The organism is Gammaproteobacteria bacterium (assembly GCA_027296625.1).
GTDB lineage: Bacteria > Pseudomonadota > Gammaproteobacteria > JAKEHO01 > JAKEHO01 > JAKEHO01.
The window spans coordinates 1-13,495 of sequence record JAPUIX010000045.1 but is presented as its reverse complement, the minus strand read 5'-3'; the positions used below and the strand labels follow the sequence as shown (position 1 = coordinate 13,495).

Below are 13,495 nucleotides of genomic sequence, written 5' to 3'. Positions count from 1 at the left end.
TGTTCCTGGCGCGACTGCCTGGCGGTTGCCGCGTCCGTGATGATCTCGTACAGACGCTCAGCAAGCCGCCGCAGCTGGGCATCGTAGGCCTGCGTGTCATCGAAGTGAGGCATGGCCTGACGAACCAGGGGGTCGGGGGTTCAAGTCCCTCCGGGCGCGCCAAACAAAACAAAAGGCCCACATTCCAGTGGGCCTCTATGTTTTGTCCGAAACACCGGGGGTGTTTCGAGAACCCCCGACTAAAGTCGGGGGCTGACGCAAGCCATCCCTGGCTCGCGCCCTACGGGCGAGCTAAAGCTCGTCCAATTTTGTTCCCGACAAAATTGTCAAATCCCTCCGGGCGCGCCAAACAAAACAAAAGGCCCACATTCCCGTGGGCCCCTGTGTTTTATACGAAACACCCATGGGTGTTTCGAGAACTCCCGGCTTTACTTGTAGGCACTGAAGGCCGTCAGCCGTAGGTTGTTTCGAGATAGCGCACGATATCACGCGACTCGGGCATCCATCGTTGCTCGTCATCCGGAGACGTGATCCGTAGCACCGGTACGGTGGCGCGTCCCCGGGCCGCTACTAACTCGTCGCGATATTTGGGATCCGCAAAGATATCGCGCAGCTCGACATCCACTCCCAGCCGCTCAATCGCCTTGATGACAATCGCACAGAAGGGACAACCGGGATCGTAATAGAGTGCTAGCTTGTCCTCCGCCGGGGTGGCGGTCGGCGCAAAGCGCTCGATGAAATGGTCTGCGTAAAACTCGGGCCAGCTGCTCTCTGGCACTCGCGCGGTCCGCTCGAAGTCCGCATTCATCAAACAATAGATAAGCTGGCTCTTGTGGAACTCTCTCTGCAGGGTTTTTCCAAGTTGCTCCTGTAGATAATCGGCATACCAAATTGGCCAATCGGGATCGGCGCCGTCCGTGGCCGCGAATGCCGCGTGATGGGCCTTTCCGGTATCGACCATGAGCTGGGCGAGATTTTTGTGAAGTTCGGTGTTCATGCATTTCTCCTTCTTGTTGTTTTATGAGCGGTGGGACCTTAAGGTGCACGCTATGTAGTTTTCATCGGAGTGGAGATTTTCCTATGATTTATTCCGTCCAGAACTCAGCGTCTTCCAAGTAGCCGCTCCAGGCAAACCAGTAGGCTAAGTGCCCAGGCAAACGCGACAGGCTCTGTCCATCTAATTTTACCAGCCCCGTCTCGGTCACTGTCCAAGTTCCATCCTCTGCAACAAGCTGTTTAAGCCCATCATCCTTCTTTCGGAACTTTCTGCCGCCTGAGCGATAGGCCCGAACGGTTCGCTTATCAGCATCTCCTACGAGCACAAGATCAATGACGCCGACTCGATCGTTGATCACCCGGCCGCCTTTAAAGGTCTTAAGTGGCCAAGCCTTCTCGACCCCCGTTATCCGCAGACCGAAAACCTGATCTTTCTGCTGTAAGCGCTTATCCGGCACCAATGTCGGAAACATCAAATCGGGGCTCGTGAAATAATTGCTGTACGGTCGCCCGGGGGTGTAATCTCGTTGGTGTCCGGTGTTTAATGAGAGGACTTTGGTATCTGGGTGTTGTGTATACCAGTCATGCCAGGTGGTCGTTACCACCGGTAATACTTTGAGTTGGATGTCAGCGCCAGCCAATTCGCCCACCACGGGTCGACCGGTAAATTGATTCCACAGCGAATGTGACTCCTTGTCGTACATGAGCTTGTTCGAACGGTATAAGAAGCCGGAAGATCCAAACACAAAAGGAGCGCCGTGTCCCTCCACCTGTGTGTCGAAAAGGATACCGGACCCACAAAGGGTGCAATAGGCAAGGGCAACCGGAACACCTCCGATTACATCATTAAACATTTCATGCCAGTCCATGATGCGGTACGGGTAAGCGCGAACATCCCCATTGATTTCGATCCCAAATACAGGCTCACTATCTGTAAGATACTCAGCCTCGTTCGCGGGGATTAGTTCAGGATTAATCAGTGCCGGTATTCCGTCTTTTATCACTCCGCCCCAGGCAATTTCCTCCAGGCGGATCTCGTGTTTAACGCCAGGGTAGATAAAAACACGGAAGTTTGGATCAATATTTGCGAAGAGATCTGCCTGAAACGTATCAAATCCGGCGAAAGGTTTGATTTCCGGATGACTTTGTTGCCATAGCATCCACTGAAACCAGTCTGGAGCATAACTGGCGCCGGACAGCGCACGAAGCGTATCTGCAATCTCTTCTCTGCCGTCAGGCGAGTAACGGAGGGCATAGATTAACGGTGCAATGACATCGGGATTTTTACGTGCTCTATGCCACGATAAGGCAGTGTCGCGTACCGCGCTTGAATTAGAAAAAACCTCCCAGACTTTTTCACTGATTTCTTGCTGAGTCGCAGATTGTTCGACCTGGGGGGTGGCATACAACCTTATCGATCCAAAAACAAAAGCCAGAATAGTCAAAAGAAGGTAAGCGAGTACATTATGATTTCGAGTTTTCATAGCAATTATTAAAAATGATCGCTGCTCACGCCCAGGGATCACCTGAGTCAATCTCTTTCGAGATCCACCTTCTAACGACCGGCCTTTAGACGGGGCCAATTCTCATTCGCTGTTTCGATGTGGCTCCTGGCATTAGGTAACCAGAGTGAGCGGACAGATTTTGAAACATTTAAGTACAACTTGTCGTCAATGACTGTCCAGGCCGCGGGATCCGTCGGTGCAGTTGACCCTTTACTAACGGCATAGGCACAATACCCGCCGTACTGGGGTGCGTAGCGTTCGGGATCTTCTGCAAACTTATCACGATTTGATATGTTGTCGAATTGCCAGGTCACGTCCATCCATTGATGGGTAATGTCAGGACTGCCCAGTACGGGTCGTTGTTCCGTAAAGTAGGCAACAGGATCGTAACCACGCATCGCAACGCCGTTGACGTTGAACACTTGTTCGATTGACCAGGCTTCAACACTCGCTACGAGGCAGCATAATGCCGCCAGGGCCCTTATAAGACTTTTCAGTTGCAAATAAATGGTTGTGTTATCCATCTGTAAATCGCCCAGTATGTTTTGAATATTTAGAATGATGAGGGTCCCGGGAGTTCCCTTAACACCGATAAAATCAGAATTCCCATTTCCCCTGTACTCTAAATGCTAAGGTGGGACTAGAGACCGAGGAAAGAAGACTAGAGAATCCTAATACCTGTGTGATAATGACTTTTGCGATAACGGGAAAGCAGACTGAAATGACCCGTAAAACAGGAGGAAATCAAAATGTTGAAAATCTACGGGACTGATCCGTCATCACCGGTAAATGCGGTCAGGATGTGCGCAAATGCCTTGGGGCTTGAATACGAGTATATCCAGGTCAATATGTCTGAAGGTGAGCATAAATCCGAAAAATATCTGGCGCTTAATCCAGTCGGTAAGGTTCCAGCCATTGATGATGATGGCTTCACAGTCTTTGAAAGTGCTGCGATCATGAAATATCTATGCAGAAAAAATGGCGCCAACTATTATCCTCAGGATCTCCTCAAGCAAGCCATCGTTGATCAGTGGCTTAGTTTTGTCTGCGTCCATATCTACATGGCGTTGGCACGTGTGCTCTTTAATAAGGTTATTGGTCCACAGATTGGCGCATCCGTGGATGAGCGATCGCTCAAGACGGGCTACGAGTTCCTGGCTCGATTCCTGCCCGTTATCGAAGGGCAACTCAAAAAAACAAAATACCTGGCGGGGGATGAATTGAGCATCGCCGATTTTGCTTTATTAGCCAATGTCGATCCTGCGGAGGTAGTTGAGTTAGACCTCACACCCTATCCAAAGTTAAGCGCGTGGCGCGAGAATTTACAGGCTCAAAACTTTTATCAGAAGGTTCACAAGTTCTACGGTGAATCGCTGATGCCCGAAAAATAGCGCTCCACGCTTCTCGTTCCAAATCCTGCCTTACGCGATTTAGATGATTTCGGAGGCGCTGATTTGCCTTCGGCTCGATGATCATCTTACTATGGGTGTTATTAATTCCCATTAACTCACTGAAAAATCATTGGGAATTGTCCTTTGCTCGCGAGATCGATGCAGTCTTGGTACGCGCCGTTGATGTGGGCGGCTTGTCTCGGGTCGTTACTAGGCGAACTCATCACTGTCCGTGATGCTCAAGCCCAGTGCGCAAACGAGTTCGCTGCCAACATCGTCTGCTCATCGGATGATACCAATGGCGTTGGTATCAATACCGCCATCGACACCACGATGACCGTCGACCCCGGTGTCACTGTCAGCAACGGGGGAACCGTCATCAACTTTGGCGCCGGGGGCGCCGCCACCACCAACACGGTCAATAACAACGGCACCGTCAGCACGAGGGCCACGAACGCCATTAACGGGGGCAGCGGGCCGGAACGCCGCCTTGACACCGGCGTGTGGTTGAATCTTGAGAAGAACCCGTTCGTGAGCATTAAGGGGGGCTTCCTGGCGTCGTTTCTAGATGGCACCGAGACCTTCGGCGGCGCGTTGCGTGTCGATTTTCGGTTCAATTAATACGCAGGGCAGCAAGTAAGTCGAAGGCCGCCGCTCGGTCAGAGGTTTGTTTGACCTATTTCTTTCCGCTTGTGGGATTTTTGCTGGCGTGCGGGGTCTGTACCTCCCTGGGGCCTGCGGGTGGACCCTCTGGTGAGCCTGCGGGTGGGAACTCCAGCGTGTCTCTTATCTTCTGGGTTCGTTCTGCCGGCAGGTCGGGGAATGGGAGCTTGCCCTCGCTCCGCCAGTTCTGCACCACGGCCTCGGCCGCATGAACCTGGTCGCTATCCACTATTTTGTCCCGTGTGAGGTAGGTCGTCTGGGCGGGAACGGCGAAGCCGGTTCCGGCCTCTTTAATGATGTCCATCATACGCAGGAACATATCTTCGCGGACCGCCAGGAATTCATCCCAATCGTTTGTAGCAACATAGATGAAGATCTCGACATCGAGCGAGTAATCCCCGAAACCCATGAAACGCACGCGCAGCGGGGGATCGTTTGAAATCTTGGGATGGGCCACGGCCAACTCGTGCAACTTGGCGAGCACATAGCGTAGTTGCTCGGGCGTTGTTTCGTAGCGCAATTGCAGTACCGCATGTAGCCGGATCCGGTCACGTAGAGTTAAGTTCTCGAGTTGCAGCTCTGAGAACTGGGAGTTCGGCACCGAGACGACGGAACGGTCGAGCGTGCGGATCCGGGTCGAGCGAAGCCCAATCTCCTCCACGGTGCCGAGCCGGTTGTTGCCGAAACGGCAAAAATCGCCGACGCGCACGGGCTTGTCTGCGAACAGGGTGAAGCCGCCGATGACGTTCTCAATCGTGGGCCGGGCAGCCAATGCCACCGCCAGGCCGCCGACGCCAATACCCGCCAGGAGCGGCGCTAGGGGCACGCCCAGATGTTGGGCGCCCGCGACCGCAATGTAGAAGATCACCAGGAGTGAGATAATCCGAATGGAGACGCGTGTGAAATTCGCGTCGAGACTCTCTGGCCTGATGCGCCGCGAGGCGGTGAGTCCGGCCGCTACGCCATTGCCGATGGTGTAGACGGCGACGCACCCGGCTGTTATGTACACGATCCAGAGCCCAGTAATGATGACGGTAGCCACCGGCCCCGAGACGCCAATCTGATCTTCTATGAGATCATGTAACACGGTCAAGGCGGCCATCGTCGCGAGTGTAAGCACGAGGGTACTCCAGTGCCAGGGAGCCGTGGAACGGCGCCTCATACGCCGTGCCCACAGGGAGAGGAGCCACAGCAATACCCCAGCCAGCGCCAGAACAGTGATCGTCACCACCCACTGCCAAACGGCGACCTCGAGCACGCCAACGCGCATCCACGCGGGCAACGCGAGGATCAACCGCTCGGAGATGATCCATCCGGGCGCATAACGGACGATATCGTAGAGATCCCGTGAAACCCCGCCGGGCTGGTACGGTAGGTGTTTGATCCGCTGGTAGAACTGCTCTGCGCGCTCGACGGTCTTGGCGGTAAAGAGATACTGGCCCTGCCGGGGGCCCTCGGCGACCCGCGCGATGGTGATTTCGGTGTAGGGCACGCTCCAGCGCGCTGGCTCACCCGCCTCCTCGAGGGTCCTCATGGTCTCTTCGTCGGGGATCGCCTCCGGAGGCGGGAGCTCTATTCTGTCCAGCACCTCCTTGATGCGTGCCATCGTCTGAATCCCCACGGCTCTCGCTTGCGTCGGCGGGACCTCGCTGAGATCGAGCGTGTCCAGGATAAGGTCCGACAGCGCGCTCATTTGCGGGCGATTCTTCCGGGACATCCCCTCCGTGCGGTAGATACGATAGGCCTCATCGATCGCGTCGATAAAGGTCTTCAGGGTCGCCCGCGGGCTCGAGGTGTTGGCGGGGGCAAGCGGGTGCTCTGCCATTATTTCTGGCAGCCCCCTGGTGTCGGGGGACTCGACCGGCTGCTCGAGAATAGTTGCCTGCGGGTTTGAGCTGTCAGGGGCCTCGAGGGTTTGCTCGCCATCATCCTGTGCCAAAGTTGGCGATGGCAGCGAGAGGGCGAGTGCCACGACAAACGCGGGGACAAGGCGCGTGGGCAGGCGAACGGGTGGGACCCTCTCAAACTGTGCGAATAACGTTTGCATGCACGCCTGCGCGAGCCGATTGCCGGTGGCTTTCATTGCTTCGCGCATCTTCTGATTAGAATAGCGACTCAACTTCTTCTTTGTAAGTTTCTAGCGTTAGCAACCTATTTTGTGGCCTGTCAAATACCAAGTCCAGTTTAAGTGGCGACCGATCACGGCCATTCTGGTTCAATCTACTGGGTGGGCGAAAGATTGCGAAGCCCGCCGATCAGAGGCCTTGAGCACGCATCACGGTCTTCAGCGTTGCCCATACCACGGCGAGATCCACAGCCACCACGCCCAGCGCTGAACGAGACAAGTAATTACGTACCAGAACCTCGTCCATCTCCAAGGTCGTCCGGAAACAGTGGCCCACACCCTTCGTGGCTTGCACCGGCCCGCACACCCCGCCCTTGATCAGTCGCATCGCGTGATAGCCTCTTTCCACAGCCTCGAGAAACTGCTTGCGGGGCCAGGGGCGCGGCCCAACGAAGCTCATCTCGCCCTTGAGGATGTTGAAAAGCTGCGGCAGTTCGTCGAGATAGAACTTCCTCACCACCCTTCCCCACACCGTCTGGGGACGCTCGTTGATGAACCAGGTCGTATCTTTAAGGTGCGCGAGCGCCGCGTCGTCCTCAAGATAGAAGGTGTGGAACTTAAGTAACTCGAAGGGCCTCCCCGCGCTGATACGGGTTTGTTTGTAGAGGATCGGGCCTCTCGATCGTGGGGATACCAAGGCCTCGAGAGCGATTCCGCCGGCACAGATCAGAAGTACCGGAGAGAGTAGCACGAGAAGCAGCGCGGCAAGCATTCGATCCAGCGCGTGCTTTAGCTTGCGGTTGTCGCGGACGTAGACATCTTCCGAGGAAAACGTGTTACGTATACTATACCGGCCGTCCGGTAACTGGATCGCGTCCCTCAAATCGAGCCCGTTCATGCTTTCAATAGAATTCCGCGCCTTCATGGTAGAAAGAACCTTAGCCACTCGGCTGTGCCAAATGGTCGTTTCCTTAGAAGGAGTCTAGCCTTTAGTTTTACGTCGGATTGTTTCGCAATCATAATGTAACCTTCAAGAATGAATCGACCAACCTTAGAGGAGATCTTTCTGATGAGATTCGACGTTAAAGCACTGGCTATCGCAGCCGGCCTGATCTGGGGACTTGTCTTATTGCTGGTCGGGGGGGCTAACCTCGTGGCGGCCCCCTATGGCCAGGCATTTCTGGAAATGGCAGCCTCCGTTTATCCGGGATACACAGCCGCGGCGAGCTTTGGCCAGGTCATTCTTGGTACGCTCTATGGGTTGGTGGATGGCGCCATTGGCGGCGCAATCTTTGCCTGGCTCTACAATTGCTTCGTCAAGGCCTAACCCTGCGCGCAGCCGCGGCACGTTGAGCGCTCAGGTCAACGTGCCCAATCTGTGCCTTGCCACACTAGGTTGCTGAGGCTTTCTTGAAATTGTCACGCTGGAGACAGTTCCAAGTCGCCACTATCGCGGCACTGGGCTATCCACTCATTGCGCTAGTTGGTCGAACGCTTCGTTGGCGCGTCGAAGGGATGCATCACCTGGAGCACTTATGTCAGCGTGGTCGCACACCAATTTACGCCCTCTGGCACGATCGAATCCTGGCTTTTTACTACTTGCGCCACCGTGGGATTGTTGTCATTGTCAGCGAGAGCTTCGACGGCGAGTGGGTCGCACGGATCCTCCAGTGGTTCGGCTACGGCACCGTGCGCGGCTCCACCTCACGCGGTGGGCGGCGCGCGATCATACGGCTCAAGCGCGCATTAGCTGATGGGCGGGCAACCGGCATTACGGTCGATGGCCCGAGAGGCCCAGCCCAGCGCGCACAGCCGGGGGCGATCTGGCTAGCGAGTGCCTCCGGCCAACCCATTTTGCCAGTTCATGTTGAAGCGGCGCGGTACTGGACCGCTGGCGGGTGGGATCGCACGCAGATCCCTAAGCCATTCAGCCAGGTCGCGTTGGCAATCGGCACGCCGCTTGAGGTGCCAGCCGACCTGGCCGATGGCTTGCTGGAGGCGAAGCGGCAAGAACTCGAGGGGGCGCTGAACGGCTTGAGCAAGCGGGCATGCCAAATGCTCAAGGTGTAGGATGCGGGGCCGTTGCCCTCCGGCCAAGCTACATCTGCTGCAGTAGGCCCATCCGTACCTCACGAGATCCACTCAATCGTCTACGATTAATGTCCGCGTGTTTCGCGCAGGCTGAGCAAGCGCGCTCGTTTCTCCTATGGGTCAACTGTAACTGGAGCAAAAAGCCCGTTTATTAAAGACCTTCGGCGCACCACGTGGTTGTTTCCTGGGAAGCACTCGAGCCCTCACGTTTACTCGAGATTGTTGCGTAATGATAATGCAATCTTCAAGAATGAAACGACACAACAGCAGAGGAGATATTTCTGATGAAACTTGAGTTTAAACACTGGCTATCGCAGCCGGCCTGATCTGGGGACTCTTCTTATTGCTAGTCGGGGTGGCTAACCTCGTGGCGGCCCCCTATGGCCAGGCATTTCTGGAAATGGCAGCCTCCGTTTATCCGGGATACACCGCGGAGGCTAACTTTGGCCAGGTCATCCTTGGTACGCTCTATGGGTTGGTGGACGGCGCCATTGGCGGCGCAATCTTCGCCTGGCTCTATAATTGCTTCGTCAATGCCTGATCCGCACGGGGCCGGGCCACGCCGCCCTTAGTTTCCCAGGACGCCCTTGACTGCTTCTATGCTTGTATCAATCGGTCTACGGATGGGACCTTTCTGCTTTTCTTGTGCCGCCTTGGGGTCAATCAGCTGACTCTCCCGCGCCGTTTCACACGGATCCTTCGCTGCGTCTTTCTTTAGAAGCTCCCTGGCGAGCACGGATGTCCCGAACGTCACGACGCCGACGCCGATATAGGCGCCGATACCCAGGAGCCCAGCCGGGTCAAGTTCAATGTGTGGGTTGGCGAGTGTGCCCCCTACTTTGACGAGCTTGGCGAGGGCGCCCGTGGGAAGAGATATCCCCCGACGCGCCTCGGGATGAAAGGCGATCTCCAGTTTCTCGTTCTTTAAATTAATGATGCCGCTGGCGATAATGTCGAGCTGGTTGGTCTGGGCGCCGATGCCCTTCTCGAAGGCGGCGAGCCCATCCTTGAAATAAAATTGGGTGACGCCGCAGATGAGCGTTGTGTAGCGTTCTTCTTTGGCCTTTGGTTGGATGACGAGTATGACATCCGTTAATAGAGCGCCTACGCGCAGATCCAAGGCACGGAATTTGGCCGCCGCCTTGTTGTCGATGCGATAGTTTTCCAATTCCAACAAAAAATGACCGTTCAGACTGCCCATGAAGGCGCGCACCGAATTGCCCTGGCCGCGCCAGTGCAAGTCAACATTGGTCGTCCCGCCACTCAACAGGGGTTCGCCATACCGCTCCTTTAAGATCTGCTCCATTGACGCATCTTTAATGTCAATATCAAACTCTATCAGGGGTGGATCACTACGGGCATCGATCATGATGTTGGCGAGGTAGGACCCGCCCCCCGCGTGCGCGGAGAAGGGCTTCACAATGAGGAGCCCTTCCTTCAGGTTCAGACTCCCGTGCACGTCCTCCAGAATGACATACTTGGGACTTACGAAGTGGTGCACCTCGAGGGTGATGTCTGCGTCCATGGCTCGGAGGCCCTCGAAGGATATCGGGTCATTGGGGAAGATTCGCGCATAGTCCGTCCCAGCCTCTTCGGCGGCTTCGCCCTCCTTGAGGATCTTCGTGGGTGCGAGGTCCACGTCCGCGACGAACGCCCTCAAATCGATCAACCTCGAGGTGAGATCTGCCTCTACCCTAGGGCGCGGGCCATTTAGTGCTACCGTTGCCTTGCCCGACAGATCGCTTTTTCCGACCTTGGCGTTGAGGGCTGCCAGATGCCACGCCCCATTGGGGGCGTCGGAGACGGTGGCGGCAACCTCAACCGGGCCCACCGCCGGAAGGTCCGCGGCTGCAAGCTTCGAGAGATCAGCGAGGCTGTCGGCCTTTAACCGGACGGGAAGCTTGAGCCCCCGGCCCGCTAAGGGTTCTGAGATGGAGCCGTCCGTGAAGGTGACCTGGGCCGTCTCTGCCGTGAGGCTCCCGGTAATGTCCTTGATGATGTAGGCGTCCTCGGCGTCGGCGATCTTTGCGGTGAGCTCGAGCGGCCCGATGTCCGGGAGGTCGGTGTCGGCCAACTCGGAGAGGTCAGCTAGGGACTTGGCCTGCAAGGCGATGTCGATGTCAACGCCCTTGGCTTCCAGAAGGTCCGCGACGGAACCGCTGAGGGTGGCCTCGGCATTGCCAGCCTTGAGCGTGCCTTTGATGTCTTCCACCCGGTAAGCGCCGTCAGCCTCGATGATCCTGGCGGTCGCTTGGGCCGGTTGAAGGGCTGACAGATCGGTGCCGGCCAGGCTCGAGAGATCGGACGGTGTGTGGGCGTTGACTGTCACATTGAGCTCCAATCCCGTGCCCTCCCTCAGGTTGGCGATTGACCCGTTGGCAGTGGCTTCGTTGTTGCCAACGGTCAGTTGGCCGTTAATGTCCTTGACCCGGGAGTCCCGCTTCGCGTCCGAGATCCTCACGCTCCCCACGACGGGGCCTAGGGCCGGGAGTTCGGCCCCCGCCATCTTGGAGAACGCTGCAAGGGAACTTGCTTTCATCCTGACTGTGATGTCGAGCCCCTTGAGTTGCAGAATCTCGGCGATGGAGCCGGTGACGGTGGCCTCGGCATCGCCTGCCTTGATGCTGGCCTTGATGTTACTTACCCGGTAGTCCTCCCCGGCATCGGACACCCGCCAAGTGACTGTCACGGGCCCCGCCGAGGGGAGATCAACGCCTGTGAGTTCAGCGCTCGCATCGACGGCTGGCAGTTTGCCCCCGTAATACGCGGCGATGTCTGCGACGGTATCGGCCTTCATCGCCATGGTGAGGTCTATGCCTTTGCCCGCGGTCAGCTTGGTGATGGCACCGTGCCCGGTCACGACAACACCCCCTTGTCCCTTGATCGTGAGCTTGAGGTCGGTCAGCCGGTAGTCGCCGTCGGCATAGGACAGCAGCGCACTCCCCTGGATAGGACCGATCGCCGGGATTTCAATGCCGGTCAGCTCCTCGACCAGCCCTTCAAGCGTCTCCGCCTCGAAAGCAATGCGATAACCTGCCTCCCTTTCCTCGGCGACGCGATCCGCTCTGCTGTCTACTGTGACCTCGGCTCCGGCTGCTCTGGCGGCCAGGGCAATCAGCGCCAGTGTACTGCCCTTGAGCGCACTGGCTGGGTGCGGTGTGCTGGGCGTGTCTACTCGTTCGCCTGCTTGGGGTTCAGCGCGATCGGGTATGGTGGGCGTCGTGAGGTGATCAATGGGTTGCGTGTTGTGGGTGCGTGCTTCGCCCAGAGATATTCGGGACAGATTGCTACTGAAGGAACTGAAGAATGCGATGAAGCAAATGAGCGGGATGCCGAGGGCAATGGCAACCTTCAGGAAATTATTAGGACGCATTAATTTTCTTCCGGAAGCTCGCTGCCAAGTTGTTAAGTGCTACTATGGGGCTGTTTAGCAATCTGCAATTGCCGACTACGCAGTGTTGAAGCGAGACGGCTTAAATAAGAGTGTCACATGCAGCGATTATTTATACGGGCAAATCGGGACCTACGCAAGAAGCGGGCCAATCCCAAGAATTCGCTGTTATGTGGTGAGCGGGGGAAGTCTCGCATCACAGGACGACGCCATCGCCGTATTTCCAATTGTTAGGAAACTTATACAACAAGCGTCCTCAAGTGAGACCGCCATCGCAGATAGGCCAAATTGACCGTGAAACCTTGGTTTAGCCTGCTAAACTTAGTGATTAAATTAGCTTTGGTAGCATGCATGCGAGAGGGGAGACTTACTGATGTTTAGGTTAACACCGTACAGGCTCACACTTTTTGCAATTTTGGTGGTTTTTGCAACATATGCATCATCTATTAGGGCGGATGCAAACCAGAACCCTGACGAGGGTACGGATGAGGATACGTACGATCAGACGAGTATTATCAAGGAGGCTACCGATTTCGTCGGCGAGGGCGCAGCGGGGATCGGTGGCGTAATTGAAAAGCTCTTTGCAGAGCAGGGACGCCCAAACGGGTATATCAAGGGCCAGGAGGCGAGTGGCGCGTTTATCGTCGGCGCACGCTACGGCGATGGCACGTTGTTTCTGAAGAGTGGGTCTCAGGAGAAAGTCCATTGGACGGGACCGTCGGCAGGCTTTGACTTCGGTGGCAACGCATCCAAGGTGTTTGTGCTCGTCTACCATCTTCCCAATACCGATGCGATATTTCAGCGCTTCCCCGCAGTGGAGGGCAGTTTCTATTACATCGCTGGGATCGGTGCTAACTACCACCAATCGGGCGATATCATTCTTGCGCCGATTCGCCTCGGTGGAGGACTGCGCGCTGGTGTTAACGTCGGTTATATGAAGTATTCGCGGGAGAGGACCTGGAATCCCTTCTAAGCGGTGTATCGTATTACGCTCGGTTTGCTTTTCCTGGGAGGTATCTGCGCTTCTCTCTTAATTCAAGGTCGCTGTTGAGAAGGCGACACGGAACGCAACGCAGAAAATTACGGCGCTCTTGTATCGGGTAATATCGACATCGAACGGGATCCCATAATTCTGGTTGCCAACGTTTCCTTTCAGTTCGCCCAGATCTAAGTAATCATCTTTAATATCGTTCCAGTCCTTCGGATTGGGATGGGCCACCAGCAACACGTCAAGGGCGGGACCGTTTGTTACTCGAAACTCCTGCAGGCGCAGGAGGCGAGATTCATCGGCCAGCTTGTAGATGATGGCCGTACCAGAACCCTTGTGAATCGCATCGGCGCCATGAAACTGGCCTTGGGCAAGGACTGCTGGCTGTAATTCTCTCGGCGTGGT

General features: G+C 56.0%; 13 protein-coding genes. 6 read left to right on the top strand and 7 right to left on the bottom strand.

The window, feature by feature from the left end; all coding sequences use genetic code 11:
- Positions 1–451 precede the first annotated feature (451 nt).
- The 3 genes from O6944_02495 to O6944_02485 all read right to left on the bottom strand — a co-directional run bounded on the left by O6944_02495 (position 452) and on the right by O6944_02485 (position 3,025).
- Entirely contained in the window at positions 452–997 is a 546-nt protein-coding gene (locus tag O6944_02495) for a glutaredoxin (GenBank protein ID MCZ6718008.1), read from the bottom strand.
- A gap of 88 nt (positions 998–1,085) precedes the next feature.
- A complete protein-coding gene (locus tag O6944_02490) occupies positions 1,086–2,480 on the bottom strand; it encodes a DUF3179 domain-containing protein (GenBank protein ID MCZ6718007.1) in 1,395 nt (464 codons plus the stop codon).
- A gap of 71 nt (positions 2,481–2,551) precedes the next feature.
- Positions 2,552–3,025: a YHS domain-containing (seleno)protein gene (locus O6944_02485; GenBank protein MCZ6718006.1), complete on the bottom strand. Its 474-nt coding sequence runs from the start codon at positions 3,023–3,025 to the stop codon at positions 2,552–2,554.
- A 225-nt stretch (positions 3,026–3,250) separates the two neighbouring features.
- On the opposite strand from O6944_02485, the gene O6944_02480 reads away from it, so the two are divergent.
- The gene (locus O6944_02480; protein MCZ6718005.1) at positions 3,251–3,892 is read left to right on the top strand and encodes a glutathione S-transferase family protein; all 642 of its coding nucleotides are present in this window, start codon (positions 3,251–3,253) and stop codon (positions 3,890–3,892) included.
- A 144-nt stretch (positions 3,893–4,036) separates the two neighbouring features.
- Positions 4,037–4,513 carry a hypothetical protein gene (locus O6944_02475; protein ID MCZ6718004.1) on the top strand — a complete coding sequence of 159 codons (477 nt, stop codon included), beginning with the start codon at positions 4,037–4,039 and terminating at the stop codon, positions 4,511–4,513.
- Positions 4,514–4,568: 55 nt separating this feature from the next.
- Here the strand turns inward: O6944_02475 and O6944_02470 are convergent, their stop codons facing one another.
- Both O6944_02470 and O6944_02465 read right to left on the bottom strand, forming a co-directional pair.
- Positions 4,569–6,674 (bottom strand): mechanosensitive ion channel, encoded by a 2,106-nt coding sequence (locus tag O6944_02470; GenBank protein MCZ6718003.1) that lies wholly within the window; start codon positions 6,672–6,674, stop codon positions 4,569–4,571.
- A 136-nt stretch (positions 6,675–6,810) separates the two neighbouring features.
- Entirely contained in the window at positions 6,811–7,545 is a 735-nt protein-coding gene (locus O6944_02465; protein ID MCZ6718002.1) for a sugar transferase, read from the bottom strand.
- 111 nt (positions 7,546–7,656) lie between these two features.
- Between O6944_02465 and O6944_02460 the strand changes: the two genes are divergently transcribed.
- The 3 genes from O6944_02460 (at position 7,657) to O6944_02450 (ending at position 9,252) form a co-directional block, all read left to right on the top strand.
- The gene (locus O6944_02460; GenBank protein MCZ6718001.1) at positions 7,657–7,947 is read left to right on the top strand and encodes a hypothetical protein; all 291 of its coding nucleotides are present in this window, start codon (positions 7,657–7,659) and stop codon (positions 7,945–7,947) included.
- A gap of 83 nt (positions 7,948–8,030) precedes the next feature.
- The gene (locus O6944_02455) at positions 8,031–8,690 is read left to right on the top strand and encodes a lysophospholipid acyltransferase family protein (protein ID MCZ6718000.1); all 660 of its coding nucleotides are present in this window, start codon (positions 8,031–8,033) and stop codon (positions 8,688–8,690) included.
- A 388-nt stretch (positions 8,691–9,078) separates the two neighbouring features.
- Positions 9,079–9,252 (top strand): hypothetical protein, encoded by a 174-nt coding sequence (locus O6944_02450; GenBank protein ID MCZ6717999.1) that lies wholly within the window; start codon positions 9,079–9,081, stop codon positions 9,250–9,252.
- Positions 9,253–9,279: 27 nt separating this feature from the next.
- Here O6944_02450 and O6944_02445 read toward each other — a convergent pair whose 3' ends face one another.
- On the bottom strand, positions 9,280–12,084 hold the full coding sequence (locus tag O6944_02445; protein ID MCZ6717998.1) for an AsmA family protein: 2,805 nt from the start codon (positions 12,082–12,084) through the stop codon (positions 9,280–9,282).
- Between the two features lie 391 nt (positions 12,085–12,475).
- Between O6944_02445 and O6944_02440 the strand changes: the two genes are divergently transcribed.
- Positions 12,476–13,075 (top strand): DUF1134 domain-containing protein, encoded by a 600-nt coding sequence (locus O6944_02440; GenBank protein ID MCZ6717997.1) that lies wholly within the window; start codon positions 12,476–12,478, stop codon positions 13,073–13,075.
- Positions 13,076–13,132: 57 nt separating this feature from the next.
- On the opposite strand, the gene O6944_02435 is transcribed toward O6944_02440, so the two are convergent.
- The coding region (locus tag O6944_02435; protein ID MCZ6717996.1) for a DM13 domain-containing protein at positions 13,133–13,495 on the bottom strand (363 nt) is incomplete at its 5' end.